The following is a 24,927-nucleotide window of genomic DNA, read 5'->3' on the forward strand; positions in this document are numbered from 1 at the left end:
CATGGTCGAGCGTATCGCTATCCGCCAAGCCACTACCGCATGCGCTTGAGACGCAGTTCGATCGCCAGAGTCATGAGGCTGATCGCACCCACCAAGACGACATAGACAATCGCAGCGCCGAGCAAAGGCTCCAACACGCGCAAGGTCGAAAACCGGATGAGATTGGCCGCTCCAAGGACATCGAAGATCGTAATGGTCGAAACAAGAACGGTAGATTTGAGCAGGAGCACGAGCTCGTTGCCAAAGGTCGGCAAGGTGATCATGAGGGCGCGCGGCAAGACCACGCGTAGAAAGGCGGTGCGTCGCGACAGACCGAGTGCCGCCGCAGCCTCCCGCTCGCCCGGCGGCACGCCGTCGAGGCCGCTTCGTAGAATGACAGCGACATAGGCTGTCTCATTGAGGATGAGAGCGACCGCGCCATACCAGAAAGCATTGCGCAGCAGCGGCGAGGCCCAGCTATGGCGCATCCAATGACCGGGAACCAGGGAGCCGAAGCCGTAATAGATGATGTAGATCTGCACCAGCAGCGGCGTGCCGCGCATGACCAGGGCATAGGCCGAGGCCGGCCACCGCGTCAGCCGCCGTCGCGCGCCGAGGGCAAGCGCCAGGGGCACGCCAAGAATGGCACTGCCAATGGCGGCGATGGCCGTCAGTTCCAAGGTAATCGGAATGGCCGCGATCAATTGCGGCATCACCTGCGCGAGCAGGAAGGCGAGCGAAAAGGTCATGCCGTGTGCAGACCACGACGGCTGCGACGATGCAGCATGCCGAGCAGCGCCATCGATATCAGGCTGATGACCAGGAAGCACAGCGCCGCCAAGCCATAGAACAGCATATACTGCTTGGTGGCGCCGGCCGCGAAGCTGCTGACCTTCACGACATCGGCGAAGGCCCCGAGCACGCTGATGAGAGACGAGTCTTTTGTGGCATTGAGCCAGACATTGCCGAGCGCCGGCAGCGTATGGCGCAACACCTGGGGCACCAAGACGCGCCCCCATCGCACCCAGAAAGACAGGCCCAAGGCGAGCGCAGCGTCGTTCTGGCCGCGCGGAACGGCAAGCACGCCGGCGCGCAGAATTTCGGCGATATAGGCGCCTTGAATGAAGCCGAGCGAAACGATCGCGACGAGGAAAGGGCTAAAGCTAAAATCCGCAGGCACGAGGCCGACCGCCGCCGCGAGGCCCGAAACCTCACCGGCCAGAACATAGAAGGCGATGAGCAGCAACAGCAGTTCGGGCAGAGCGCGGACGATGGTCGTATAGCTGCCGCCGATGACACGCGCCGCCCGCCATCGGGAGAGTTTGGCGGCCGCGCCGAGCATGCCGAAGAGCATGCCTGCCGCATAGGAACAGAACGAGACTTCCAGCGTCAGCAGAATGCCAGCGGCGAACTGGCCGCCATATCCGCCCATCATGGGGTCCAGGAAATTCAATGGCTCCGTAAGATCTGGCTGAGGAAGCGCTGCAAACGCTCTGTCTTCGGCGCACCGAACAATTCCGCCGGCGCCCCGCTCTCCACGATCTCACCGTCGTCCATGAAGATGACGCGGTCGGCGACCTGGCGCGCAAAACCCATCTCATGCGTGACGCAGATCATGGTCATGCCGGTGCCAGCCAATTCCACCATAGTATCCAGAACTTCCTTGATCATTTCAGGATCGAGGGCCGAGGTTGGTTCGTCGAAGAGCATGATGCGCGGCTGCATGCAGAGCGCACGGGCAATGGCCACGCGCTGTTGCTGTCCGCCGGAAAGGCGCGCCGGATATTTATGCACCTGCTCGGGAATTTTAACGCGCTCCAGATACTCCATCGCCAAAGCCTCGGCCGCGCGGCGCTTCATGCCGCGCACCGACATCGGCGCCAGAATACAGTTCTGCAAAACCGTGAGATGCGGGAATAGATTGTAGGACTGGAAGACCATGCCGACCTCTTGGCGGATCTTCCGCAGCGAACTGGCATCATGGGTCATGACGACGCCATCGACCACGATCCGCCCAGTCTGATGACGCTCCAGACCATTGATGCAGCGGATCATGGTAGATTTACCCGAGCCGGAGGGCCCACACACCACCACGCGCTCGCCGGTCGCGACCGTGAGGGACAGGTCACGCAGCACATGGTGCGCACCGAAAGACGTGTTTACGCCGTCCAATACGATGGCGGGCAACACCTCGTTCACGCTCACGATGGGGGCTTCGTCTTACGGCTTGGTCAGCAGGCCCTTGATGCTGGGATACCTGTCGGTGATCTTATCCCATGTGCCATTGGCGGCCACAGCGAGGATCGCCGCGGACACCCGGTCGCGCAGTGCAGCGTCATCTTTGCGCACGCCACCGCCGACGCCGAAGCCCAGGATGTCGGTATGCGGGCAAGTTGTCTTGACCTCGATATCGGGGTTCTTACTGAAGAAAATCGCGAAGGTGCTGAGGGCTTCCTGCGCATAGTCGATGCGACCATTGGCGAGGTCGGCGATCAAGTTGTCAGCCGTGTCGTACGTTTTCACCTGAACGGATTTGGGCGCATGCGCGAGGTAGGACGAATAGATCGTCGCCGCTTGTGCGCCAATCACCTTGCCTTTGAACGTTTCGAGATTGCCGCAATCGACCTTGGTCCCATCATCCTTGGGCCCGATCATGACGATGGCGCTGTCGTAATAGAAATGCGTGAAGTCGATGACCTTCTTGCGCTCGCCGTTGATCGTCATCGATCCCCAGATCATATCGATCTGCTTTTGCTGAAGCGCCGGTATCAGACCGTCCCAAGCGATTTCCTTCGTCGTGCAGTCGGTCTTCATCTGATCGCAGACGGCATGGATCATGTCGATTTCCCAACCGACCCATTTGCCGTCCGGCCCTTTGGAAAAGAACGGCGGGTAGGATTCATCATCCAGGCCAACCTTGATCGAATCAGCATGCGCGGCGGGCGCGACGAACGGCATCGCCCCGAGCATGAGCAGCGGCGCTGCCAACAGAAACAGGCGCAGAAGGCGAATCATGCGGAATTTGACCTTGTGGGATGAGAAAAGCAGTGGCGGCGCATCATATGAAGCGATCGAAAAATGTCTACGCATCTTCCGCGCCATGACGCGCCGCTAGTCTGCTGCGACGCAGGCCAGACGTTGCGCGACGCCATGGATATGCGAGACGCCAATGCCACAGCAGCCGCCGATGATGGTGGCGCCGGCGGCAGCCCAGCGATCCGCCCAGTCTCCGTATGAGGCTGGCCCCAGATCTTCGCGCATGTCCATCAGGTTCTCGTTGGCCTTGTCATGCCCTTCCGCAGGTTCGAAGGCATTGGCATAGACGCCGATCGGCGTCTTGCATCCCGCTGCCTGAAACACCGCTGCCGTCACCCGTACCGCCGGCTCCATAACCTCGGGCTGACTGCAGTTGAACAGCAGCGCATCGACCGCGCTCGCCGCTGCCCAGGCCGCGGCATCCGCGACCAATTCGCCGGAGCGCAGCATGGGCGGGCGGGCAAGCGCATCCGCCTCATCACGCAGCGTGAAGGACATCCAGAGCGGCAGACCCGTGCCTTGCACGGCACGGATAACGGCCTCGGCTTCCGCAATGCTGCTCAAGGTCTCGCCAAGCCAAAGATCGACGAAGGGGCGCAGACCACCGACCAGTACGTCGAGGTAAGCCGCGACCCGTGTGCTGTCGAAGAGGTCAGGTCGATAGGAGCCGAAGATCGGCGGCAGGGAGCCCGCCACGCGCGTGCCCGGCCGCACATCCGCGCCGCGCCGCGCAAGGCGCCCGGCAAGCGTCGCCAATTCGCTGCCGCACCGATCGAAGCGCGCATCCCCGATATGGAAGGGGACGATGGCATAGCTGTTGGTTGTGATGATGTCGGCGCCAGCCGCTGCGAATTCCGCATGGACCTGCTCGACAAAATGCGGGGCTTCCATGAGCGCCAGGGCAGACCATCCGGGCTGCCGAAAGGGCGCCCCGAGGCGTTGCAGCTCGCGGCTCATGCCGCCATCCAGGATGATCATAGGCACGTCCTTAATCCACAGTCAGCGGCGTAGTATAGCAGCCTACCGCGATGGGGAACCGCAAAATAGCGCCCTATTCGGCGCTTCGCTGGGCACTCACTGCCATAATTCGCGGAAAAGCCGCATATTTGCCCCGTTATTGCCGCTCGCCGGAGTTCGACTGTTATCGACGTGCTATATCCATGTCGAAACGAGTGGAGCTTCCAGCATGCCCGATGCCCTCGACGGCTTCGATCGCAAGATTCTGCAACTCGTGCAGCGCGACTGCCATATGAAAGCCGAGCTGATCGCCGAAGCCGTCGGATTGTCAGCATCGGCTGTGCAACGGCGACTGAAGCGGATGCGCACCGACAAGATCATCACGGCCGAGATCGCGGTCGTCGATCGCAAGGCGATCGGCCGGCCCATGACCTTCGTCGCCGGGCTTGAGATCGAACGCGAAAACTACTCCGCACTCGCCAAGTTTCGGGCCTGGGCCGATAAGCAGGATGAGATCCAGCAAGCCTATTACGTGACCGGTTCGACAGACATCATCCTCATCATCTCCGCCGAGGATGTCGAAGCCTATGATGCCATTTCAGCCAGCATCATGATGCACCATCCTCAGATTAGGCGGATCAACACCAATGTGGTCCTCAATGTCCTGAAGCTGGGTCTCTTCCTGCCGGTCGAAAGCGAGGTGCCAGGCGATTAGCGGATTGGACCAGGAGAAGAGTTTGACGAAGGCCATGCCATCGCAGCGGGCGTCATTGGAGGCAGCCTATCGCGGCCTGCGTGCCGGGCGTTTCGCGGATGTCGAAGCGCTGTGTATGCCCTTGATCCGCGACGGCGTGCCGGAAGGGCAGCTGCTGGCCGGCATTGCCCTGGCCGCCTTGGGTGACGCGACCCGGGCCGCCGCTCTGCTGGCGGCGGTCGCGCGGCAGAGGCCGGCGCACCGCCATCCCTGCCTCGATCTCGCCGAACTGCTGCGAGACCATGGGAAAACCCCCGAGGTCGAGGCCTATTATCGCGCCGCCCTGCGACTGACGCCGGACGACACGCGCCTGAGCCTGGCCTATGCCGCCTCCCTCACCGATGACCGCCGCCCGGATGAGGCCGAGGCGATCTTGCGCGCTCTGGTGCATGATCACCCCGATCTCGCTGCTGCGCAGATTCAACTCGGCATCCTCTATGACAATCAGGCACGGGTGAGAGAGGCGTCGGTCGCCTTCCAGGCGGCCATCCGCGCCGAGCCGGATTCGGCTGCCGGATGGGCCAATCTCGGCCGCCTGCTCGCGAATGAGGGTTTGCGCGATCCGGGATTGCGGATGATGACACAGGCCATCCGCCTGAAACCGAACGATCCGCAGCTTCATCTCAATCGCGCCTTCGCCTTGCTCAAGGCGGGGCGTTTTCGCGACGGCTGGCTGGAGCATGAATGGCGCTTTCGCACGCCGGGGCACACCAAACTCCCACGGTCGCGACTGTTGCCAGACCTGCACACGATTCCGGATCTGGCAGGCCGCACGATCCTGGTCACGCATGAGGAGGGCTTCGGCGATACGCTGCAATTCCTGCGCTACGTGCCCATGCTCGCCGATCTCGGCGCCCGCGTTCTGATCTCAGTGCCGCCGCCGCTGGCTGCCATCGCGCGTCGTGTGCGCGGTGCCGAAATGGTCGCGAGCGAGACCGTTTCCTTCGACTGGCATTGCCCTTTCCTCAGCCTGCCGCGCGCCTTCGGCACCGAAGTCGAGACAATCCCCGCATCCCCGTACCTCAGCGCCGATCCTGATTTGGTGGCGCATTGGCGCCAGCAGGTCGGCAGCCCGACCGAACGCAGGGTCGGCTTGGTCTGGGCCGGCGAACCGCGCCCCGGGGCGCGCTGGGTGGATGGCAGACGCAGCGCGCCGCTCTCGGCGCTGCTGCCACTGGCCGAGGTTCCGGGCATAAAGCTGGTCAGCCTGCAAGTCGGGGCGGCCGCCGCGCAACGCGATGCACTCGGCGCGATCCAAATCGAAAACCAGATGACCGGCGTGCGCGATTTCCACGACACTGCGGCGATCATCGAAACGCTCGATCTCGTCGTGACGGTGGATACAGCCGTCGCGCATCTGGCCGGCGGTCTGGGTCGGCTAGTCTTTCTGCTCGACCGCTATGACAATTGCTGGCGCTGGCTGCATGGCCGCACCGACAGCCCCTGGTATCCGGGTCTGCGCATCTTCCGCCAAACCAAGGTGCATGATTGGTCCGGACCGGTGCACGACATCGCGGCCGCTCTCACCGCGCTTTAGCTATGCCGCGAGGCGTTGCTCCGGCCCGCCGCCGAACAGGAATTCCACATCGTCGATTTCGACGCCGGTGAAATCGCCCTCTTCGCTCAGAGCAATATTTGCCAGATCGGCCTTGCGGCGCTGCAATTCCACAATCCGGTCCTCGACCGTATCGGCCGCGATCATCTTATAGACGAAGACCGGCTTGGTCTGGCCGATGCGATGCGCGCGATCCGACGCCTGATCTTCCGCCGCCGGATTCCACCAGGGATCGTAATGGATGACGGTATCGGCCGAGGTCAGGTTCAAGCCGCGACCGCCGGCCTTCAGGCTGATCAGGAACAGCGACACATCGCCATTCTCGAAGACGCGCACAGGCTCGGCACGATCGCGCGTGTCACCGCGCAGCTCGACGAACTTGACCCCCGCTTCGACCAGGCGCGGCTTGATCAGATCGAGCATAGTCGTGAACTGCGAAAACAGCAGAATGCGGCGCCCCTCGGGGATCATTTCCATGATCATTTCCAGAAGCTCATCGAGCTTGCTGGAGGATTCGACCGAGCGTGCGGAGGGCAGCTTGACCAAGCGCGGATCGCAGCAAACCTGACGCAGCTTCAGCAGGGCGTCGAGCACCACGATACGGCTCTGCGCTGCGCTGAGTTCGGCGACCTGCTCACGCACCTTGTCATGCAGGGTGGCACGGATGGTCTCATACAACTCGCGCTGATCGGGGGCGAGGTTAATGCGCCGCAGGATGGTGTGCTTCGGCGGCAGATCGGTCGCGACCTCGGCCTTCGTGCGACGCAGCAGGAAGGGCTTGATGCGGCGAATGAGCTGCACGCGCCGCACACTGTCGTTGTTCTTCTCGATCGGCGTGCGGAAACGCTTGGCGAAGCCTTTGCGATCGCCCAGCAGGCCCGGCATCAGGAAGGCGAATTCGGACCACAATTCCTGCAGATTGTTTTCGATTGGCGTGCCGGACAGGCACAGCCGATGCCGCGTATCGAGCTGACACACGGCGCGCGTGGCCTTCGCGTCGGGGCTTTTGATCACCTGCGCCTCATCCAGCACCACAAGGTGCCAGGGCAGCTGCTTCATCTCCTCGATATCACGGGCGAGCACGGTATAGGTCGTGATGACGACATGAACGCCATCAAGTTCGGACCGACGCTCATGCCGATCGAGGCCGTGCAGAACGGCGACCACGAGATGCGGCGCGAACTTCGCCAATTCAGCGGTCCAGTTGGTGACCAAGCTGGTCGGCACCACGACCAGCGCCGGCCGATCGAGCCGGCCTTCTGCCTCCTCGATGACGATATGGGCAATGGTCTGGGCGGTCTTGCCGAGGCCCATATCATCGGCCAGGAAGCCGCCGAGGCCGAGGCCGCGCAGATGTTGCAGCCAATCCACGCCCTGCTGCTGATACGGGCGCAGCGTGGCCGTGAAGGTCGACGGAATCGCGACTTTCTGGATCTCGACCTCGCCGCCCCGGAAATTCTGGGCATAGGCCTCGATTGCACTCGAATCCTGCCAGCGCGTGGTGAGAAGATCCTCAAGATCCAGCACCGTGGCGGCTTCGCCGTCCTGCAACAGCAGACGATTTTCGCCGGTGCGCCGGGCGGCGTCGATGAGATCGCCCATGACGGCCAGCAGGCGACGGATGCGATCCGCCGGCAGCTTCAGGATGCGGCCGTCTTCCAGGCTGGTAATCAGTTCGCCGTCGATGATCTTGGCGCTGTCGATGCCGCCGCGATCCAGCAGACGAGACAGAATGGGCAGCAGCGGCACGCGCACCCCGTCAATCTCGATGCCGAAGTCGAGCGAGAACTTGCCCGTCTCGGCGTCTTCGACGCGCACATCGTATTCACCGACCGTCTCGACCAGCTTGGGGCCAAAATCCCGATCGATGAGATTGCGCCAGCCCAGCAGCTCCAGCGCCGGCACGCGCTCCCCCACGAAGCTCTGCCACCGCTCAGAGGCGTCCCGCCCCCGGTAGACGAAGACCATGCGGCCCTTGGCGGAGTTGCCGTCCGCGATGCGCATCTGGGCGAGACCGTCCTGCCGCAGCGCTTCGAGCGCGGCGGTTTCGGCGGCGCGGTCCCGACGGACGAAGCTGCGTTGGTCGGAGGGGGCGCCGGCTCGCACTACGGGCAGGAACTGCCGCTCATCGTCGCCGGGCGTCACCGTCCCCTGATAGTCGAAATCGACCGTCAGCGCGTCGATTTGCTGCATATGGCCGAAATCATCCGGGCAATCGACCTTGCGCAGACGCATGACCGGAACGGGCGGATGCTCCAGAATGACCGGGGCAGCGGCGTTGAGAATGATCGCCTCGGGGCGGCGGTCGGTGTCGTTGCGGGTGCGCTTAACCGGCCGCTTGGGCGTGAAGCGCGGCGTCGCCGGCTCGGGCTTGCGGAAGGTCGGGTTCATCGCCGGACCGGTGGGGCGATAGAGGCGCTGTGCCGCTGTGGGGCTGGCGGCGACCGGCGCCTGCCGCAGCCGCACGCGGCCAACGGCACCCGTCGCGGCGTCCACATACCAGGGGCCGGTTTCCCCGAGGATGACGCCCGATTGCGGCGGCAGATTCGGCGGAAGATTGGCCTGAAAGGCGCGCTCCTCACCCAGGACGAGGGTCTTGCCCGTGGCATGCCAGCGGGCCTTGCCAGTCCGCCCAAGCAACCCGAGGATGGAGGAGACGGCGGCGGGTGCCACCGAGATGCGACTGCTGGTGCCGCTGCCGAGCATGCGCGCGATGATGCGCGTGCTTTCGTTGACCGTGCGGTCGGCCAGGATGCGGGCCGGGCTGGTCATGGCCATCGCCCCGCTGCGCTCGCCGATCAGGATGGTCGAGACGAAGCAGGCATAAGGCAGCTCACCGGGATAAAGCTCGAAGACTAGGCGCTGCTTTTCGCCCGGGATGGCGACCGTAGGCCCGGCCTTGGCGGGCGGGCCTACCGCCTCGACCAGTTTGACCGGCTCCGGCTTGGCGGAGCTCGCGGGCGTGTCGAGCAGAGATTTCTGGTCCGGACGCCGCAGCGCCGGATAGCGATCGAGGGCGGCGAGCGCCCCGGCGGCTGCATGGGCGCAGGACGACTGGCCGCAGCTACAGCGGATGAGGAAGCCCACGCGGCTCGCGCGGGCGGAAGGCTGGATCTTCGCCGTATAATGCTTGCCGAGATGATCCACCGCTACGGTGACCCCGTCGTCCTGCAATGAGACCGTGACGGCTTCCAGCAGGATGAGGGATCGGCCTCGCCGCAACACACTGGTGTCAAAGACGCGGCTGAGATCTTCGGGTGAATACGGCGTCAGCATGGGGGCGGGGGAGACCTTTGCGGTGGCGGACTCGGCAGCGACAACCGCAGGGGTCATCAAAGGATGTCATGGGGCCCCGCCCCCCTCCAATGCAAGCATCATCATGCCGCAGTGCGGCAAGGCCGACCCGCGCCAGGGGGCAGCTGGCTTACGCGCCCGGCCCAACCAGGGCGAAGAGCGCGCCTTGGGGATCGAGGCCATGGACGATCCAATTGCCGCCGGGCACCTGATGCGGGCCGTTGACGACGTGCCCACCGGCCGCTGACACCCGGTCCACGGCCGCCGTGATGTCTGCGACATTGATGTAATAGAGCCAGAAGGCTGTCGGCATCGCCGCCATCTTGGTCACCATGCCGCCGACCGTCGCGTCCTCAATGGCGAAGAGTTGATAAAGGCCACCCGGCCCCAGATCGATCTCAGCGGCCTTCGTCCAGCCGAACATCTCCGCATAGAACGCGAAGCCCGCCTCCCGATCCGCGGCCTGTAGCTCCCGCCAGCCGATATCGCCCGGCGTGCCAGGGGCCACGCCATCCGGCCGCTGCGTGCCGGGTTCAGGGGTGAACAGCACGAAGGGCGCCTTCTGCGCATCATGCACGACGGCGAATCGACCGACGCCGGGCATGTCTTCCGCCGCGCGATAGGTGCCGCCGCCCAGGCTCACGAGCCGATCCATGTCGGCATCGATATCGGCGACGGCGATATATCCCATCCAGCTTGGCCGGGCGCCCTGAGCCAGCGCTTCCGGCGGCAAGGTGAGCATGCCGCCAACGCCGGTCTCATCGACGTTGAAGATATGATACGGCTTGCTTGTGCCCGCCTCCGTCACGGTCCAGCCGATGACCGCGCTGTAGAATTCGGTCGCGGCAGCGACATCGGTGGTCAGCAGCTCATACCAGACGAACTTCCCTTCCGGCGTGGACATGGTCATCCTCCCGCAATTGAGTGGTGGTGTTTGACTATACCGTAACAATGCAGGGTGGAACAGCGAACGCCTTCCACCCTGCCATCTATCGCCATCGAAACCGCCGACATTCTTCGTTACCGATCGCCCTGCTAAACTCGCGCGCGATCGCACGAAAAGGACGCGCATGACCAACAAGCCCCTGATTCCCGGCGCACGTTACGATGGCTTAGCGATGGCGCTCCATTGGGTAACCGCGCTGCTGGTCGTGACGCTGTTCACCCTGGCCCATGTTTGGGTGTTCCTCCATCGCGGCGGCGCTGCGCGTCATAGCTTGCAATGGATCCACATTTCGCTCGGTATCAGCTTAGCCGCCATTGTCATCCTGCGCCTGGTTTGGCGCGGCGGTTTCAGTCGCAAGCTGCCGCCGGCAACCACCGGCATCGCGGAATGGGCCGCGCGCGGCATGCATCTCGGTCTCTATGCCCTGCTCATCACTATGGTCGTAGCGGGCTTGACCAAGATTTGGAGCCAAGGCCACGCGGCCAGCTTTTTCGGACTCTTCTCCGTGTCCGCCCCTTTCCAGATTGACCGTTCTTGGAAGCCGCTGGCGGACACCGTGCATGACTGGGGCGCCTGGACCATCATCGCTTTGGCCGGGTTGCATGCCACAGCGGCGCTGTTCCACCACTACGTCGTGCGAGACGGCGTCTTGAGGCGCATGATGCCAGGACAGCGTTAATCTTATTCGACGGTGATCTGCCCGTTCATGCCGGGCCAGTCGGAATAGCCGATCGAACCGCCGCCGTACCAATACTCTTTCGGCGCTTCGGCCAGCGGCGCACCCGTTCGTAGCCGTTCGATCAGATCGGGATTAGCGATATAGGGTCGGCCAAAGCTGAACAAATCCGCATCCCCCTTCGCCAAGGTCTTCTCGGCAAGCTCCAGCGTATATTGGTTGTTGGCGATATAGGCGCCGGTGAAGCGGCGACGGAGTGCCGGAAAATCGACACCCTCCGGCGCATCGCGCGTCATTTGCGTGACACCTTCGATATCATGGATATAGAGCAATCCGGCCTTTGACAGCGCATCGACATAGGTGCCGAAGGTTTCCATGACCTGGGAGTCGAGCGGCGTATTGCCCGGCATCGTCGTCGCCGGGGAAATGCGGATACCGACGCGCTGGCCGCCACCCCAGACCGACGTCACCGCCTCCACCACCTCCAACGGGAAGCGCAGCCGGTTTTCCAGGGAACCGCCATAGCGATCGGTCCGCGTGTTCGTGCTGTCGCGAATGAATTGCTCAAGCAAATAGTTGTTCGCCGAATGGATCTCTACACCGTCGAACTCCGCATCCTTCGCGCATTGCGCGGCGTGACGATAATCTTCGACAATTTCCGGGATCTCATCCGTCTCCAAGGCGCGCGGCGTGACGTGATCCTTTAGACCGTCATTGGTAAAGGCCTGACCCTCCGGCCGAATGGCAGAGGGCGCGACCGGCAGCTCACCACCATGCAAATCGGGGTGGGAAATGCGGCCCGTATGCCAAAGCTGGAGGAAGATGCGGCCGTGGCGCCGATGGACCGCTTGTGTCACGCGCTGCCAGGCCGCGACCTGCGCCGGCGTCCAGATGCCCGGGGTCAAGGCGTAGCCCCGCGCCTGGGCCGAGATATTGGTGGCTTCGGTGATGATGAGGCCACAATCGGCACGCTGGCCGTAATACTGCGCCGCGAAGTCGGGCGGGACACCGTCATCGCTGGACCGGCTACGGGTCAGCGGGCTCATGACGATCCGGTTAGAGAGGTCCATCTCGCCCAATTTGGCGGGGCTGAGGACCGGTGAGTGTGATGATTCGGGCATGATGTCCATTCCTCTATGTCCGACTGAAGTGGGGAGAGATGCGGCTTTTCCCAACCCAAACACCGGGCCGGACCTCTAGCCCCCTCTGTGTCGACAAATTACATTCAACCTCTCCGCAAAATGCCAGAATAGCGGGTCGAGCAGAAGTTTGGTCGACAATATTGACCCTTCGCCTGGTCAGGTCTAAGCCTTGGCCGGGGGAGACAATAGCATGCCAGCGGATGGACAAGCCGCACCGGATGAAGCGACCGTCGCTCATCGTATCTTCGAGCAGCTGAGCGAAGCCATCATCAGCGGGGAACTCGCGGCCGGGGCGAAGATCAAGGAACCGGCCCTCGCCGCGAAGTTCGGCGTCAGTCGCGCGCCGCTGCGCGAAGCGATCCGCCGGTTGGAGGAACGCAAGCTCCTCACGCGCGAACCCCGCGTCAGTGCGCGGGTCACGATACTCACGCCCGTCCGCGTGGCGGAGCTTTACGCCATCCGCGAGGCGCTGGAGGGGATCGCCGCGCGGGAGGCCGCTTTGCGTGTGCAACCCGCAGACATCGCGCATCTGCGCGATCTGCTGCGCCAACATGAGGCGGCGCTGGATGCGACATCCGATGACCTGTATCGACAGGGAACGGCGGATGAGGATTTCCACTTCTTCATCATCAAATGCAGCGGCAATGCCAGCCTGGTACAAATACTTTGCGACGAATACTACAACCTCATTCGCCTCGTCCGCCGGCAGCATAGCCGCGCCAGCGGTCGCGCACGGCGGGCCTTGATCGAGCATCAGCAATTGGTGGAAGCCCTCGCCGAGGGCGACGGCGACTTCGCCGAAATCCTCATGCGCCGCCATGTCGCGGCGGCGCTGCGCAGCATTCTCGCCAGCATTGCAACAGGAAACGGAACTGCCGCATGATTCTTCATGATGTCCGCGTGCATCCGGAAGCCGATCGCCTCCCACGCGCGCAACAGCTCGCCTGGAAGATCGCGGCCGTGGCTGCCGATCCGGTCGCCGTCGACGCTGATGTCGCCGAGATGATCGTCAACCGCGTCATCGACAATGCCTCGGTCGCTATTGCAGCGATCAACCGCCATCCGGTTGTCACCGCGCGCATGCAGGCCATGGCGCATCCCCGTGCCGGCGGCGCGACCGTTTTCGGCTTTGGGCCAGATGTTCGTGTGCATGCCGAATGGGCCGCCTGGGCGAATGGCACGGCGGTGCGTGAGCTGGACTATCACGATACGTTTCTTGCCGCCGAATACAGCCATCCTGGCGACAATATTCCACCGATCCTGGCGGTCGCGCAGCAATGCGGCGCCGATGGCGCGGCCCTGCTGCGCGGCCTCGCGACCGGATATGAAATCCAGGTCGATCTGGTGCGGGCGATTTGCCTGCACAAGCACAAGATCGACCATGTCGCGCATCTCGGCCCATCCGCCGCCGCCGGTATCGGCACGCTGCTCGGCCTGCCCACCGACATCATCTATCAATCCGTGCAGCACGCGCTGCATGTGACCACCGCCACACGGCAAAGTCGTAAAGGCGAAATCAGCTCCTGGAAGGCCTATGCGCCGAGCCATGCCGGCAAGCTGGCGGTGGAAGCGGTGGACCGCGCCATGCGCGGCGAAGGCGCGCCGAGCCCGATCTATGAAGGCGAGGACAGCGTCATTGCCTGGATGCTGGATGGCCCGAAGGCGCAGTATGCCGTGCCTTTGCCTGGACCGGGCGAGGCCAAACGCGCCATTCTCGACACCTATACCAAGGAACATTCGGCCGAATATCAAAGCCAGGCGCTGATCGACCTCGCCTTCCGCATGGGCAAGCGGGTCACGGATTGGGATGATGTTGCCAGCATCCTGATCCATACCAGCCATCACACCCATTACGTCATCGGCACGGGGGCGAACGACCCGCAAAAGTTCGACCCTACAGCGAGCCGCGAAACGCTTGACCACTCCATCATGTATATCGTGGCGGTCGCGCTTCAGGATGGCGCCTGGCATCATGCGCTGTCCTATGCGCCGGAACGCGCGCGGCGGCCGGCTACGGTGGCGCTGTGGCACAAGATTGCGACGACCGAGGATCCGGAATGGACGCGACGGTATCACGCCGAGGATGCGCGCGTGAAAGCCTTCGGCGGTCGTATCGTCATCACCCTGAAGGACGGCCAAGTCATCGCCGATGAGATGGCGGTGGCGAATGCCCATAGTCTGGGTGCGACGCCCTGGCAGCGCGCGGATTACATCCGCAAGTTCCGCACCCTGACGGAGGGCGTGCTGGACACGGCAGAGGCCGAGCGCTTCCTGCAAGTCGCTCAGGCCCTCCCTCACCTGCGTCCGCATGAACTTGCGGGACTGACCATCGCCTTGCCGCAGGATCGCCTTGTGCAGGCAAGCGAGCGCGGCATCTTTGACTTTCACGCGACCGGATCGGGACCCATCTCATGAGCGACACCATCACCGCCGCGCCGAAGGCGAAAAAGTCGGTGGCCTTGTCAGGCGTCGTCGCCGGCAATACCGCGCTGTGCTCGGTCGGCCGCAGCGGCAATGACCTCCACTATCGCGGCTATGACATCCTCGATATCGCGCCGCGCTGCGAGTTCGAGGAGATCGCCTATTTGCTCATCCATGGCAGCCTGCCGACGGAAGGCGAGTTGCGCGGCTACAAGGCCAAGCTGCGCATGATGCGCGGCCTGCCGGCCGCCGTGCGCACGGCGCTGGAAAGCCTGCCGGCGGCGGCGCATCCTATGGATGTCATGCGCACCGGCGTCTCGGTCCTCGGCTGTGTCTTGCCGGAACATGAAGACCACAACCCGAGCGCCGCGCGCGACATCGCCGACAAGCTGATCGCCTCGCTGGGTTCGATGCTGCTCTATTGGTATCATTATGCGCAGGCAGGACGGCGCATTGAAGTCGAAACGGATGACGCCAGCATCGGCGGCCATTTCCTGCATCTTCTGCATGGCCATGCGCCGCGCGACGGTTGGGTGCGGGCGATGCATACATCGCTGAACCTCTATGCCGAGCATGAGTTCAATGCCTCCACCTTCACGGCGCGCGTGATTGCCGGCACGGGGTCGGACATGCATTCGGCCATCACGGGTGCGATCGGCGCCCTGCGCGGCCCGAAACATGGCGGCGCCAACGAAGTCGCCTTCGAAATCCAGAAGCGATACGCCGGTCCCGATGAAGCGGAGGCCGATATCCGCCGCCGTGTGGCGGCGAAGGAGGTCGTGATCGGCTTCGGCCATCCGGTCTATGCCATCGCCGATCCCCGCAATGAGGTGATCAAGGCGGTGGCGAGCGACCTTTCGGAAGAGGTGCATTCCCACAAGATGTTCGCCATCGCGGAACGCATCGAGTCTGTCATGATGGACGCCAAGAAGATGTTCCCGAACCTCGATTGGTTCAGCGCCGTCTCCTACCACCTGATGGGTGTGCCGACGGCGATGTTCACGCCCCTGTTCGTGATCGCCCGCACGGCCGGATGGGCCGCGCATGTGCTGGAGCAGCGCGAAGACGGCAAGATCATCCGCCCCGCCGCCAATTACACGGGGCCGGAGCCCCGCGCCTTCGCCCCTCTCTCAGCACGGGGGGGCGAATGACTTATCTGATCGGTGCCGATCTGCCCGACAGCCCGGCGGGCGAACGGTTTCGCCACTTGCTCGCGCAACCGGGCATCCTGAAACTGCCGGGGGCGCATAACGGCATGGCCGCCCTTCAGGCCAAAGCCGCCGGCTTCGAAGGCCTGTATCTGTCAGGCGCGGCGATGACGGCCTCGATGGGCCTGCCTGATCTCGGCATGATCACGGTGGATGAGGTCGCCTTCTTCATTCGCCAGATCGTGCGCGCCAGCGCCCTGCCTTTGCTGGTGGATGGCGATACCGGCTACGGCGAAGCGCTCAACGTGATGCATATGGTCCGCGTCTTCGAGGATGCCGGCGCCGCGGCGGTGCATCTGGAAGACCAGCTTCTGCCCAAGAAATGCGGCCATCTGAATGATAAGCGGCTCGCCGATCCGCATGACATGGCCGCCAAGGTCGCGGCCGCCGTCCGCGCGCGGCGGCACCTGGTCGTCATCGCCCGCACCGATGCGGCGGCGAGCGAAGGCATGGACGGCGCCATTGCCCGCGCCAAACTCTATGTCCAGGCAGGGGCCGATGCGATCTTCCCCGAGGCGATGACGACGCGCGCCATGTTCGAGGCCTTCGCCGCCGCCATGCCGGGCGTGCCGCTGCTCGCCAATATGACGGAGTTCGGCCGCACGCCCTTCTTCACGGCCGATGAATTCGCGGCCATGGGCTACCGCATGGTGATTTGGCCAGTCAGCAGCCTGCGCGTCGCGAACAAGGCGCAGAGCGCACTCTATGCCGCCCTGGCGCGGGATGGCAGCACGCATGGGATGATCGACCAGATGCAAACCCGCGCCGAGCTGTACGACATGATCGGCCTCCACGCCTATGAGGCGCTGGACGCCTCGATCGTGCAGACGATCGTGCCGGAGGGCATGCCCCAGAAGGCCTAACCGACCGCCAGGACCGTCATCGCCGGGCGGCCTTTGCCCATCTCGACCACATCGCCCGGCGCGGCGCCGAGCAGCGCCTGGGCGACGGGCGAGGCCCAGCTCAGCAAGCCGCGTGCGGGATCGGCCTCATCCTCCCCCACGATGCGCCACAGCTGGGTGTCGCCATTGGGTCGGCGCAGGGTGACGGTGGTGCCGAAGCCGACCTCGGTCGGTCTGGCCGGCGGCTCGGTCAGGGCGGCTGTCGCCCGACGCGCGCGCCAATAGCGGAGATCCCGGGCGAGCGCGGGCCTCGCGGCATCCTCGGCCGTCGCGGCCACGAGCCCCGCCTCCAGCCGGGCGATCTCGGCCTCGATCTGGGCGAGGCCGCTGGCGGTCACGAGGTTCGGCATGGCGCTGACCGGCCGCTCCGGCAGCACAGCCGCCGCCGCCGCCGCGGCATCCTCGGACACGAAGGCACGGCTCATCGCAGTGATCCCTTGATCAAGCGACCTTGTTACGCGCCGATGAGGAGGCCGACAAGAAACGGCCCGCGCGGCAGAGAGACAGCCCAGGGGCTGTGGGCTACAAGCAGCGGCTCGTTCCAGGAGGATATTCATGCGTTTCCGTGACTTTGTGCCCGCCTTCGCCCTCACCCTGGCCATCATGATGGCCCCCGCCCTGGCGCAGCAGACCGGGCCGCAACCGACGCTGGCCAAGCAGCCGCTGACGATCGTGGGGGATGACGGCACGCGCCACGCCTTCCAGGTCGAGATGGCGCTGACGCCCGAGCAACAAGAAACCGGCCTGATGTTCCGCACCTCGGTCGCGGCGGACAGCGGCATGCTGTTCATGTTCTCGACCCCGCAGGAAGGTCAGTTCTGGATGAAGAACACGCTGGTGCCGCTGGACATGGTCTTCATCAACCCCGACGGCACCATCCGCACCATCCTGGAGAATACCGTGCCGCATAGCCTGGCGGTGGATGACAGCAACGGCCCGGTGCTGGCGGTGCTGGAACTGCAGGGCGGCCTGACGGCCAAGGAGGGGATCGCCGTGGGCGACAAGGTCATCGCCAAGCCATTCGGCGACACCAAGTAGGACCTGCGCGCGACAAGGGTGGCATATTGCGCCGTCCGGGCTATACATCCCGCCGGACGGGGCGTGGCGCAGCCTGGTAGCGCGCGTGTTTTGGGTACACGAGGCCCCCGGTTCGAGTCCGGGCGCCCCGACCAGCGACTGACGAAAGGGTTTGCGATGCGCGCACGGATCTACCGCCGCCCGAAATCGGCCATGCAGTCGGGCCGTGCCATGACCCATGAATGGGTGCTGGATTGGCAGCGGCAGGAGCCGCAGCGCGCCGACCCCCTGATGGGCTGGATCGGCAGCGGCGATATGCAGCAGCAGGTGATTCTGGTCTTCCCGACGCGGGATGAGGCGATTGCCTATGCTGAGGCTCATGGCGCCGCCTATGACGTAGAAATTCCGCATGACCGGGTGGTCAAGCCCAAGGCCTATGCCGACAATTTCCGCACCGATCGCGCCGATAACTGGACCCATTGAGGGTCCGACCGCGTTTGCGCCCTTAGCTCAGTCGGATAGAGCAACAGCCTTCTAAGCTGTGGGTCGGTGGTTCGAATCCACCAGGGCGCGCCACCGCGCAATTTGCCTCTGCGATAGATGTGAGGCCGAAGATAACCCCACCCAGCATGGCCGGACCTCATTCGCGACAGCCCCTTTCTGCGCCGAGGTCAGAGAGCTCACGGTTCCGTCTTTCGGTTGAGACGGGACGGAGCTGAGCAAGAAGAAGCGATGATGAGACAAAGCTTGATCAGCCGTTTCATGCCGCACCCGGTATTGTTCGACCGCATATAATGGCTGTAACCCAAGACGTCATCGATAAGACGAACGTGCCAGAGGGTCTGCCCAATCGAACGAGGGCCGCCTGCGCTAGCGGCTGTTCAGAAAGACGGCTTCGAGATTGTGGCCGTTCGGATCGATGACGAAGGCCGCATAATACCCGTCCTCATAGTGAGGTCGAAGGCCCGGCCCACCGTTATCGGTCGCGCCATGCGCTATGGCGGCCGCGTGGAAGGCCCCCACCGCTTCCTCGCTGCTGGCGGCAAATGCGATATGCACCGCTTTGGAAACAGGAACGCCATCGGTCGTCTGGCGCACCTCGAACATATCATGCGGAGTCGTGCCGATGCCGACGACGACGCCTTCCACCTCGAATACAACCTGGTATCCCAGCGCGCCCAGCACGGCTTCATAGAAGGGCCGGCTTCCCTCGAGGTTTTCCACTTTGATTTGAACATGATCGTACATCGTCGTCGCCCTGCCCCCATGAGAGTTCGTGAGTGACGCTGTCTGCCAACGCACCCTATTGATGCTGAACGAGGGCCATCGCCTCTATGGATCTTGCACTGTCATGCAGCAAGTTCCGGGGTGAATGGCCGTTCGCGGGTCGCGGCGGCTTGGATACATTGCAGCCTCATTGTCTTCAAAACCTCAGTCGTTAGAAGGCTAAACCTATATCGCAACCCAACGGTGGTCGTTGCGGATAGCCTTCAAGACGCTCACGGCCGTATCCGATCCTGTTACGCGCCCGCAGTCCATCGATCTGCAGGTCTCACCAGCGTCATTGACTAGAAAGCATAAGCGGCACCGAACATCGGCATCAGCGTCTGCGTCCAGGAATTGGGCTCAATCGTCGAAAGCCTCACGCTGCGTCCGTTATAGTTCCCGGTCAGGGTCGCGGTGCCCATGGAATATCCGAAGCGCTGAAAGTCGAGCTTGCCGAAGAGATGGCAACGCTTGGTGATGGCGTAATCAAGACCCACGCCGGCCTGCCAGACCGGCAATGCCCCGAGATTGAAAGACGCATTCGAAAGTGGAACCGGCGTGCCGTCATTCGCGAAGTAGCTTGTACCCGAGAGATCCATCCCTGCGTTAAACGTCTCCGCCAAGCCAAAACGGCCGGAGAGAACAAGCCGCTGCGTCAATGCGTAATCGACATGAACCGCGCCACCGACGTAAAAGTTGTGGTAGGTCTCAGAATAGCTCAGGTCGCGATCCCAGGCATGATGACCGAACTGCAGCACAGGCGTCAGCAGCAGGCGACCGTCGAGGAGCGCGAAACCCTTTCCAAGTTCGAGATTAAGATCGCGCATAGCGACATGATGTTGGTACTGGACGGGATAGTCACCATCGATGGTCGCCCCTGTGTATGTGGACTGTCCCGACACGATGCCATAGTCGATCGCCGCATAGATGTGCGTGATACCGTAGGCGTTGAACATGACCTGCCCGCTGAGGTTGGCGCCCGGCGCCCAACCGTTCTCTCGGTCATGCGCGGGTACGTTCGAAAAGTTTTCTTTATAGTTGAGAAGTTGCCCCTCGGCTGCAACACCGATTTCGTTGTGAATGGCGACCACAGGCAATTCGTCAGCCCTTACCTGACCAATCGTCGCTGTCCCCGAAAAAGCGACGGCGCCCACCAAAACAAAAGCCGCCTTTGAAGAGATGTCTTGGCGCATCTGGTAATCCTGGAATTTGATAGGGTAAGCTAGTGTGCGAATGATGCGATTGTAAAGACATCGTCATGAGATTTCTGCCGCTTTGCGTCACCCCGCCTCAACGCCATCCGATGTTGAGCGTTGACCCTGTTCAGTCGGCCTGAGATGCTGCAGCCAACCTTTTGGCGCCCTATGAGGAACAGCATGAACGACGGTGCCGAAATCATTCACGTCGTGTTCGGCAGGTGCATTGCAGACACGCTCCGCGAAGCGTTGGCGTTGCTCGACAGCACGGCGCGCGTGATCGGCTTGCCCGACTGCCTCAGCGTCGGCCCGATCGATCCGCCCGATCCGACCCTGCGGCAAGCTTGGGGCAAGTCCGTCTTGCGGGCGGACCCAATGCTGCGGGACGCACTCGTCAGTGACACAAGGGACGTAGAGGCGGCGTGGGTGGAAGCAACCGCGCCTGGTATCAATCCTGTCTTCTGGGCGTGCTTGAGTTCGCCGATGGAGCATGCGTGCTTCCTGGCCTTCGCAGCGCGCATGCAAGACCGATGCTTCGACATCGTCGACGCAACCAACCTCGACTTCACGACGATTGATGGCGTCAGGCGCCCGTGGTCTCTGGGTTTGATGCGTGTGCAGGATATCGTTGCGTCCAACCTATATGCGACGCGGCGTCCGATCTCTGCCGAGGCGCATCGCGCAGCGGCCATGGCGTGGTCGGAACTTTGTCACGAGAACGCACCGTTCCGGATCGTCAGGGACGGCCGCATGGTGTCGGCACCGCTCACGCAGTACGATGCCTTCCTGGTCGCGCAGGCGCGCCAGGACTGGGAGATTGCTGCGCGATTGATCGGCCGCACGATCACCAAGCTGTGCTTCGAGAATTCACCGCCCGGCCAGGCGACGAGCGACGTTGTTCTGTTCGGACGTATGCTGGCGCTGTGTGAGGCGGGCTTGCTTGAAATCACGGGGCCCGGACCGGATCTGCGCGACTATCACGTGCGCAGGCCTTTGCAGTAAACTCTGTCACCACCCTCCGCGCGCGGCCCTCATCGTGAGGTCGAAGGCCTGATGAACAGGAGACAGCACCGTGTCCAAGGTCGGATACCGCAGAGGCCAGGCCGCCGATCTGTCTCGTGAGAATTGGGCGGGCACGGGACCCCGCCCACTCAGTTGGACCGCTTGGTATCCCACCGAAGCCGAGCAGCCCGAGGAAGAGGTCTCTCTGGGGCGCGAGGGCGCTGCGTGGATGACGATGGGCAAAGTGGTCACGCAGGGCGAGCTTCGGCGCCAGACCGAGCCCTTCCCCGTCGTTCTGATGTCTCACGGAACCGGCGGCTCGGCTGCGGATCTTGGTTGGCTCGGTATCCGCCTTGCCGCTAAGGGTTTTGTCGTGCTCGGCGTCGATCATCACGGCAACACGGCTGTCGAACCCTTCCGCCCGGAGGGCTTCCTCTGTTGGTGGGAACGCGCCCGAGACCTGTCGGTCGTCCTGGATCTTCTGGCAGAGTTAGAGCCGTTTCAAGGGCGCCTCGACTTTGGAAAGGTCTTCGCCGCGGGCTTCTCGCTCGGCGGCTATACCGTTCTGTCGCTCGGCGGCGCGATCACGCATATGCGTTTGTTCTCAGACTGGATGACGGCGCGCGGCATCACGCGCGGTCCACGGGAGTTTCCAGACATCGCTTCCCATGTCGCGCCCCTGCTCGAACGCAGCCGCGTCTTTCGGGCGTCGTGGGAGCGGCCATCGCAGTCGTATAGGGATGCGCGCGTCAAAGCCATTCTATCCTGTGCGCCCGCGCCGACAGTCAGGGCGTTTTCAAACGAGAGCCTGCGGGATCTCACGCTGCCCGTCTCACTTATTGTCGGCGGCGCGGACACCGAAGCTCCTGCCGAGGACTGCGCCTATTGGCTCGACGAACGCCTGCCCAATAGGCGCCTGGTCCTGCTTGGACCCGACGTGGGGCATGCGATCTTCCTCTGCGAAGCCACGGCTTTGGGTCGCACGGCTGACCCGATCGCGTGCCTCGACGCCGTTGGCGTGGATCGCCGTGCAATCCACGACGACGTCGCGGCACGCGCTATCGCATTATTCCGGATCTAGAGGCTCGGCCACGCTTCTGGGATTGCGGCCTCACTGAGGCGATAGGCCGGACCTGCCCGTCATGGAGCGTCGTGGCCAGGGTCGATTTTCCACGACATCTGGCATGGCGCTTCGAAGCGTCTGCCCGGGGGTCCATAGATGCGCGGCCCAACCGGCTTCAGTAGCCGCCAATACGTTCTGCTCCTGGTCATCCACCAGAAGCAGCTCATCCGGTTGGAAACCAACCCGCTGACGGACGGCGTGGAAGAATTCAGGGAATGGCTTCCTGTGACCAAGGGCTGCGGAGTAATGGCATCCATCGACATGCGCGGCCAGACCGAGCGCATTCATCAGGTAGGATGCCCTCTCGTGTTCCTGATTGGTGACGAGATGGACCTGCAACCCGGCCACTCGCAGCTTTGCCAAGTCCTGCAGCAACTGCTCATCCAGTCGGGCGTCGTTGCGGAACCAATAGGCCAGCAGCGTATCAGGCGTCAGTTCAGGTGCGATGTCGTGAAGAACCTGGGCTAGCCGCTCGCGTATTGTGACCTTCCCTGTGATGATCTGCTCCCAATGAGGTTCGAAGAACGCGCGATGGAGGACCGAAGGGGCCAGGTTTAGGTCTGTGAACAGGTCGGTGGCCCACGGGCTTCCATCAACCGGCCGGCCGGTCACCAGGACGCCATCGACGTCAATCATCACCGCTTTGATCATCGCTTCTCCTCGGTTCGCCACGACACGGAGTCTGATCCCTCAGCGTCCACCTAGCGCCAACTCAAGGCAGAATGGCCAAGGTGTCAAAGTGCGGTAGCAAAGAGCACCTTTCGGCAGGACCAGGCGACCTCTCGATGTCAGAACAAGGCCTGGTCACGTCCGCTGGCTCACGTTCCCGATCCGCGTGCGTGCGTTGCGTGGACGACGCTCCATCGAACTGAAATGTTAAAAGCGAAGACAGATCTGCGAAAATCTTCTGCGAGAACAGCATGGTGTGTCCCTCCTTGGCCAGGAGGTAGCGCCCACTCGCCTATTTCCTCAAACGAGCTTATGGTCGCCGTGAGATAACTTGAGGTTATGTCATGAAGCGTGGGCGCCTGCCTTTGACGGCCCTCCGCAGCTTCGAAAGTGCGGGGCGACTTCTCAGTTTTACGGAGGCGGCTGAGGAGCTCTTCGTGACCCAGGCGGCTGTCAGTCGGCAGATCCGCGAGTTGGAAGACAGCCTTGGAACGCGGCTGTTCCATCGGCATCACCGCAGGGTGAGTTTGACCGAAACCGGTGCAAGGCTTCTCGGCCGCCTGACCGAGAGTTTCGACGCCATCGACGAGGCCTTGCGTGAGGCATTGACCGCAGTATCGCGCGCCCCCCTCGTCATCAGCGTCGAACCGGGTTTCGCCGCATGCTGGCTGGTGAGTCGTCTCGATGGTTTCCGGGCTCTACAGCCCGAGATCGACGTTGAGGTCTTATCGGATCCGCGCCTCATCGAGTTCCGAACCTCCCGTGCCGCGCTTGCCATTCGCTATTCTGTGGGGGCCGCAGACTGGCCGAGGGTGGAGGCGCGCCTTCTGGTTCGATCCTTCGGAACGCCGGTGCTCGCGCCCTCCCTCTTGGCGACCGGACCGCCGTTGCAGCGCCCCGAGGACCTCGCGCAGTACACATTGCTGTATGAGGATGGCCGCCAGAATTGGTCTGCCTGGATGGAAGCGGCCGGGCTCCCCTCACATTCAATGAGCCGTGGCCCCCTCTATAACGATCCGGCCCTGATCGTGCCCGCGGCTGTACGGGGTCACGGCGTGGCACTCGGTGACCTGGCTTTGGTGAGCGATGACATTGCCGCCGGGCGGCTGATCGCACCCTTTGACCTCAAGGTGAGCTTCGGAGGATATTGGCTGGTCGCACCAAGCCTGACCGCGCTCAGCCCGGCCGCGGAAGCCTTCGTGATCTGGCTCTCTGCGTCACTCAATATTCAGAACGACACGACCGCAGTACCCGATTGAATGCGAGGAAGACATGGCGACCTATACTGCGGATATCGAATGGACCCTCAAGAGCGGAGAGGATTTCCTGACTGGCCGTTACAGTCGCGGCCATACCATCCGCTTCGACGGTGGAACCGTAGTTCCGGCCTCCGCGTCGCCACATATCGTCGGAAAATGGGCTGTGGAAACGGCTGTTGATCCAGAAGAAATGCTCGTCGCCGCCCTATCCAATTGTCATATGCTGTCCTTCCTCCACGTGGCGCGGCTTGCCGGGTTCACGATCGTTGCCTATCGGGATCATGCGGAAGGTGTCATGGAGGACATCGCGCCAGGCAGGCAGGCCGTGACAAAGGTCGTGCTTCATCCACATATCGAATGGAGTGGGTTAGTTCCTGACAAGGAGACGCTGAGGCATCTGCATCATGAAGCCCATGACGTGTGTTTCATCGCGAATTCGGTAAAAACACAGGTGAGTGTTGCCTAGGTCGAAAGTGTTATTCACACAATAATTGGCAGGCACGTCGTCATCCACGCGCGACAATG

25 protein-coding genes and 2 tRNA genes are annotated in these 24,927 nt (G+C 63.0%); 15 read left to right on the forward strand and 12 right to left on the reverse strand.

Going from position 1 to position 24,927, the window contains the following annotated elements; translation table 11 throughout:
* Positions 1-32: 32 nt before the first annotated feature.
* From QP803_RS14300 to QP803_RS14320, 5 genes are all read right to left on the reverse strand, one after another.
* Positions 33-728 (reverse strand): ABC transporter permease subunit, encoded by a 696-nt coding sequence (locus tag QP803_RS14300; protein WP_284944141.1) that lies wholly within the window; start codon positions 726-728, stop codon positions 33-35.
* Positions 725-1,432, reverse strand: coding sequence for an amino acid ABC transporter permease (locus QP803_RS14305; RefSeq protein ID WP_284944142.1), 708 nt, complete (start codon positions 1,430-1,432; stop codon positions 725-727). The genes QP803_RS14300 and QP803_RS14305 overlap by 4 nt, the downstream gene beginning before the upstream one ends.
* Positions 1,429-2,187 (reverse strand): amino acid ABC transporter ATP-binding protein, encoded by a 759-nt coding sequence (locus QP803_RS14310; RefSeq protein ID WP_434082922.1) that lies wholly within the window; start codon positions 2,185-2,187, stop codon positions 1,429-1,431. Before QP803_RS14310 ends, QP803_RS14305 begins: the two co-directional genes overlap by 4 nt.
* 12 nt (positions 2,188-2,199) lie before the next feature.
* Positions 2,200-2,994: a transporter substrate-binding domain-containing protein gene (locus QP803_RS14315; RefSeq protein WP_284944144.1), complete on the reverse strand. Its 795-nt coding sequence runs from the start codon at positions 2,992-2,994 to the stop codon at positions 2,200-2,202.
* Between the two features lie 96 nt (positions 2,995-3,090).
* Entirely contained in the window at positions 3,091-3,993 is a 903-nt protein-coding gene (locus QP803_RS14320) for a homocysteine S-methyltransferase family protein (protein ID WP_284944145.1), read from the reverse strand.
* 208 nt (positions 3,994-4,201) lie between these two features.
* Between QP803_RS14320 and QP803_RS14325 the strand changes: the two genes are divergently transcribed.
* Both QP803_RS14325 and QP803_RS14330 read left to right on the forward strand, forming a co-directional pair.
* Positions 4,202-4,687, forward strand: coding sequence for an Lrp/AsnC family transcriptional regulator (locus QP803_RS14325; RefSeq protein ID WP_284944146.1), 486 nt, complete (start codon positions 4,202-4,204; stop codon positions 4,685-4,687).
* A 22-nt stretch (positions 4,688-4,709) separates the two neighbouring features.
* Positions 4,710-6,263 (forward strand): tetratricopeptide repeat protein, encoded by a 1,554-nt coding sequence (locus QP803_RS14330; protein WP_284944147.1) that lies wholly within the window; start codon positions 4,710-4,712, stop codon positions 6,261-6,263.
* Here QP803_RS14330 and QP803_RS14335 read toward each other — a convergent pair whose 3' ends face one another.
* The gene (locus QP803_RS14335; RefSeq protein WP_284944148.1) at positions 6,264-9,614 is read right to left on the reverse strand and encodes a DEAD/DEAH box helicase; all 3,351 of its coding nucleotides are present in this window, start codon (positions 9,612-9,614) and stop codon (positions 6,264-6,266) included. It abuts the gene before it with no gap.
* 91 nt (positions 9,615-9,705) lie between these two features.
* Positions 9,706-10,479, reverse strand: coding sequence for a VOC family protein (locus tag QP803_RS14340; RefSeq protein WP_284944149.1), 774 nt, complete (start codon positions 10,477-10,479; stop codon positions 9,706-9,708).
* A 166-nt stretch (positions 10,480-10,645) separates the two neighbouring features.
* On the opposite strand from QP803_RS14340, the gene QP803_RS14345 reads away from it, so the two are divergent.
* Complete coding sequence (locus QP803_RS14345; protein WP_284944151.1) at positions 10,646-11,200, forward strand: cytochrome b; 555 nt, start codon at positions 10,646-10,648, stop codon at positions 11,198-11,200.
* 2 nt (positions 11,201-11,202) lie between these two features.
* Here QP803_RS14345 and QP803_RS14350 read toward each other — a convergent pair whose 3' ends face one another.
* Positions 11,203-12,318 carry an alkene reductase gene (locus QP803_RS14350; protein ID WP_284944152.1) on the reverse strand — a complete coding sequence of 372 codons (1,116 nt, stop codon included), beginning with the start codon at positions 12,316-12,318 and terminating at the stop codon, positions 11,203-11,205.
* 211 nt (positions 12,319-12,529) lie between these two features.
* Here QP803_RS14350 and QP803_RS14355 point away from each other — a divergent pair, with 211 nt between their 5' ends.
* The 4 genes from QP803_RS14355 to prpB are packed head-to-tail and all read left to right on the forward strand — an operon-like array spanning position 12,530 to position 16,831.
* Positions 12,530-13,222, forward strand: a complete 693-nt coding sequence (locus QP803_RS14355; protein ID WP_284944153.1) for a GntR family transcriptional regulator — start codon at positions 12,530-12,532, stop codon at positions 13,220-13,222.
* Positions 13,219-14,754, forward strand: coding sequence for an MmgE/PrpD family protein (locus tag QP803_RS14360; RefSeq protein WP_284944154.1), 1,536 nt, complete (start codon positions 13,219-13,221; stop codon positions 14,752-14,754). Before QP803_RS14355 ends, QP803_RS14360 begins: the two co-directional genes overlap by 4 nt.
* The gene (gene prpC / locus QP803_RS14365; RefSeq protein WP_284944155.1) at positions 14,751-15,911 is read left to right on the forward strand and encodes a bifunctional 2-methylcitrate synthase/citrate synthase; all 1,161 of its coding nucleotides are present in this window, start codon (positions 14,751-14,753) and stop codon (positions 15,909-15,911) included. The genes QP803_RS14360 and prpC overlap by 4 nt, the downstream gene beginning before the upstream one ends.
* Positions 15,908-16,831 carry a methylisocitrate lyase gene (gene prpB / locus QP803_RS14370; protein ID WP_284944156.1) on the forward strand — a complete coding sequence of 308 codons (924 nt, stop codon included), beginning with the start codon at positions 15,908-15,910 and terminating at the stop codon, positions 16,829-16,831. Before prpC ends, prpB begins: the two co-directional genes overlap by 4 nt.
* Here the strand turns inward: prpB and QP803_RS14375 are convergent.
* A complete protein-coding gene (locus QP803_RS14375; RefSeq protein WP_284944157.1) occupies positions 16,828-17,295 on the reverse strand; it encodes a GreA/GreB family elongation factor in 468 nt (155 codons plus the stop codon). The two genes, prpB and QP803_RS14375, sit on opposite strands and share 4 nt — an antisense overlap.
* 130 nt (positions 17,296-17,425) lie before the next feature.
* On the opposite strand from QP803_RS14375, the gene QP803_RS14380 reads away from it, so the two are divergent.
* The 4 genes from QP803_RS14380 to QP803_RS14395 all read left to right on the forward strand — a co-directional run bounded on the left by QP803_RS14380 (position 17,426) and on the right by QP803_RS14395 (position 18,463).
* Complete coding sequence (locus tag QP803_RS14380) at positions 17,426-17,908, forward strand: DUF192 domain-containing protein (protein WP_284944158.1); 483 nt, start codon at positions 17,426-17,428, stop codon at positions 17,906-17,908.
* Between the two features lie 57 nt (positions 17,909-17,965).
* Positions 17,966-18,042: transfer RNA gene (locus QP803_RS14385), tRNA-Pro, on the forward strand.
* A 22-nt stretch (positions 18,043-18,064) separates the two neighbouring features.
* A complete protein-coding gene (locus tag QP803_RS14390; protein ID WP_284944159.1) occupies positions 18,065-18,370 on the forward strand; it encodes an ETC complex I subunit in 306 nt (101 codons plus the stop codon).
* Between the two features lie 16 nt (positions 18,371-18,386).
* Positions 18,387-18,463: transfer RNA gene (locus QP803_RS14395), tRNA-Arg, on the forward strand.
* Between the two features lie 294 nt (positions 18,464-18,757).
* Here the strand turns inward: QP803_RS14395 and QP803_RS14400 are convergent.
* Positions 18,758-19,135: a VOC family protein gene (locus tag QP803_RS14400; protein ID WP_284944160.1), complete on the reverse strand. Its 378-nt coding sequence runs from the start codon at positions 19,133-19,135 to the stop codon at positions 18,758-18,760.
* 320 nt (positions 19,136-19,455) lie between these two features.
* A complete protein-coding gene (locus QP803_RS14405) occupies positions 19,456-20,346 on the reverse strand; it encodes a hypothetical protein (protein WP_284944161.1) in 891 nt (296 codons plus the stop codon).
* 183 nt (positions 20,347-20,529) lie between these two features.
* On the opposite strand from QP803_RS14405, the gene QP803_RS14410 reads away from it, so the two are divergent.
* Both QP803_RS14410 and QP803_RS14415 read left to right on the forward strand, forming a co-directional pair.
* The gene (locus QP803_RS14410; RefSeq protein ID WP_284944162.1) at positions 20,530-21,351 is read left to right on the forward strand and encodes a DUF3658 domain-containing protein; all 822 of its coding nucleotides are present in this window, start codon (positions 20,530-20,532) and stop codon (positions 21,349-21,351) included.
* Positions 21,352-21,421: 70 nt separating this feature from the next.
* Positions 21,422-22,432 carry an alpha/beta hydrolase family protein gene (locus QP803_RS14415; RefSeq protein WP_284944163.1) on the forward strand — a complete coding sequence of 337 codons (1,011 nt, stop codon included), beginning with the start codon at positions 21,422-21,424 and terminating at the stop codon, positions 22,430-22,432.
* 30 nt (positions 22,433-22,462) lie between these two features.
* On the opposite strand, the gene QP803_RS14420 is transcribed toward QP803_RS14415, so the two are convergent.
* Complete coding sequence (locus QP803_RS14420) at positions 22,463-23,125, reverse strand: HAD family hydrolase (protein ID WP_284944164.1); 663 nt, start codon at positions 23,123-23,125, stop codon at positions 22,463-22,465.
* Between the two features lie 362 nt (positions 23,126-23,487).
* On the opposite strand from QP803_RS14420, the gene QP803_RS14425 reads away from it, so the two are divergent.
* Together QP803_RS14425 and QP803_RS14430 are read left to right on the forward strand one after the other, a co-directional pair.
* Positions 23,488-24,402, forward strand: coding sequence for a LysR substrate-binding domain-containing protein (locus QP803_RS14425; RefSeq protein ID WP_284944165.1), 915 nt, complete (start codon positions 23,488-23,490; stop codon positions 24,400-24,402).
* Between the two features lie 13 nt (positions 24,403-24,415).
* Entirely contained in the window at positions 24,416-24,868 is a 453-nt protein-coding gene (locus QP803_RS14430; protein WP_284944166.1) for an OsmC family protein, read from the forward strand.
* The last annotated feature ends 59 nt before the right edge of the window (positions 24,869-24,927 follow it).

The organism is Acidisoma sp. PAMC 29798 (assembly GCF_030252425.1).
Lineage (GTDB): Bacteria > Pseudomonadota > Alphaproteobacteria > Acetobacterales > Acetobacteraceae > Acidisoma > Acidisoma cladoniae.

What these genes read in the sequence shown, in the direction of transcription:
- QP803_RS14350 (WP_284944152.1), bottom strand. Translation starts at nt 12,318, where the DNA reads ATGCCCGAATCATCACACTCACCGGTCCTCAGCCCCGCCAAATTGGGC.
- QP803_RS14375 (WP_284944157.1), bottom strand. Translation starts at nt 17,295, where the DNA reads ATGAGCCGTGCCTTCGTGTCCGAGGATGCCGCGGCGGCGGCGGCGGCT.
- QP803_RS14345 (WP_284944151.1), top strand. Translation starts at nt 10,646, where the DNA reads ATGACCAACAAGCCCCTGATTCCCGGCGCACGTTACGATGGCTTAGCG.
- prpB (WP_284944156.1), top strand. Translation starts at nt 15,908, where the DNA reads ATGACTTATCTGATCGGTGCCGATCTGCCCGACAGCCCGGCGGGCGAA.
- QP803_RS14325 (WP_284944146.1), top strand. Translation starts at nt 4,202, where the DNA reads ATGCCCGATGCCCTCGACGGCTTCGATCGCAAGATTCTGCAACTCGTG.
- QP803_RS14360 (WP_284944154.1), top strand. Translation starts at nt 13,219, where the DNA reads ATGATTCTTCATGATGTCCGCGTGCATCCGGAAGCCGATCGCCTCCCA.
- QP803_RS14425 (WP_284944165.1), top strand. Translation starts at nt 23,488, where the DNA reads ATGAAGCGTGGGCGCCTGCCTTTGACGGCCCTCCGCAGCTTCGAAAGT.
- QP803_RS14340 (WP_284944149.1), bottom strand. Translation starts at nt 10,479, where the DNA reads ATGTCCACGCCGGAAGGGAAGTTCGTCTGGTATGAGCTGCTGACCACC.
- QP803_RS14380 (WP_284944158.1), top strand. Translation starts at nt 17,426, where the DNA reads ATGCGTTTCCGTGACTTTGTGCCCGCCTTCGCCCTCACCCTGGCCATC.
- QP803_RS14320 (WP_284944145.1), bottom strand. Translation starts at nt 3,993, where the DNA reads ATGATCATCCTGGATGGCGGCATGAGCCGCGAGCTGCAACGCCTCGGG.
- QP803_RS14420 (WP_284944164.1), bottom strand. Translation starts at nt 23,125, where the DNA reads ATGATCAAAGCGGTGATGATTGACGTCGATGGCGTCCTGGTGACCGGC.
- prpC (WP_284944155.1), top strand. Translation starts at nt 14,751, where the DNA reads ATGAGCGACACCATCACCGCCGCGCCGAAGGCGAAAAAGTCGGTGGCC.
- QP803_RS14335 (WP_284944148.1), bottom strand. Translation starts at nt 9,614, where the DNA reads ATGACCCCTGCGGTTGTCGCTGCCGAGTCCGCCACCGCAAAGGTCTCC.
- QP803_RS14355 (WP_284944153.1), top strand. Translation starts at nt 12,530, where the DNA reads ATGCCAGCGGATGGACAAGCCGCACCGGATGAAGCGACCGTCGCTCAT.
- QP803_RS14315 (WP_284944144.1), bottom strand. Translation starts at nt 2,994, where the DNA reads ATGATTCGCCTTCTGCGCCTGTTTCTGTTGGCAGCGCCGCTGCTCATG.
- QP803_RS14405 (WP_284944161.1), bottom strand. Translation starts at nt 20,346, where the DNA reads ATGCGCCAAGACATCTCTTCAAAGGCGGCTTTTGTTTTGGTGGGCGCC.
- QP803_RS14390 (WP_284944159.1), top strand. Translation starts at nt 18,065, where the DNA reads ATGCGCGCACGGATCTACCGCCGCCCGAAATCGGCCATGCAGTCGGGC.
- QP803_RS14430 (WP_284944166.1), top strand. Translation starts at nt 24,416, where the DNA reads ATGGCGACCTATACTGCGGATATCGAATGGACCCTCAAGAGCGGAGAG.
- QP803_RS14400 (WP_284944160.1), bottom strand. Translation starts at nt 19,135, where the DNA reads ATGTACGATCATGTTCAAATCAAAGTGGAAAACCTCGAGGGAAGCCGG.
- QP803_RS14300 (WP_284944141.1), bottom strand. Translation starts at nt 728, where the DNA reads ATGACCTTTTCGCTCGCCTTCCTGCTCGCGCAGGTGATGCCGCAATTG.
- QP803_RS14410 (WP_284944162.1), top strand. Translation starts at nt 20,530, where the DNA reads ATGAACGACGGTGCCGAAATCATTCACGTCGTGTTCGGCAGGTGCATT.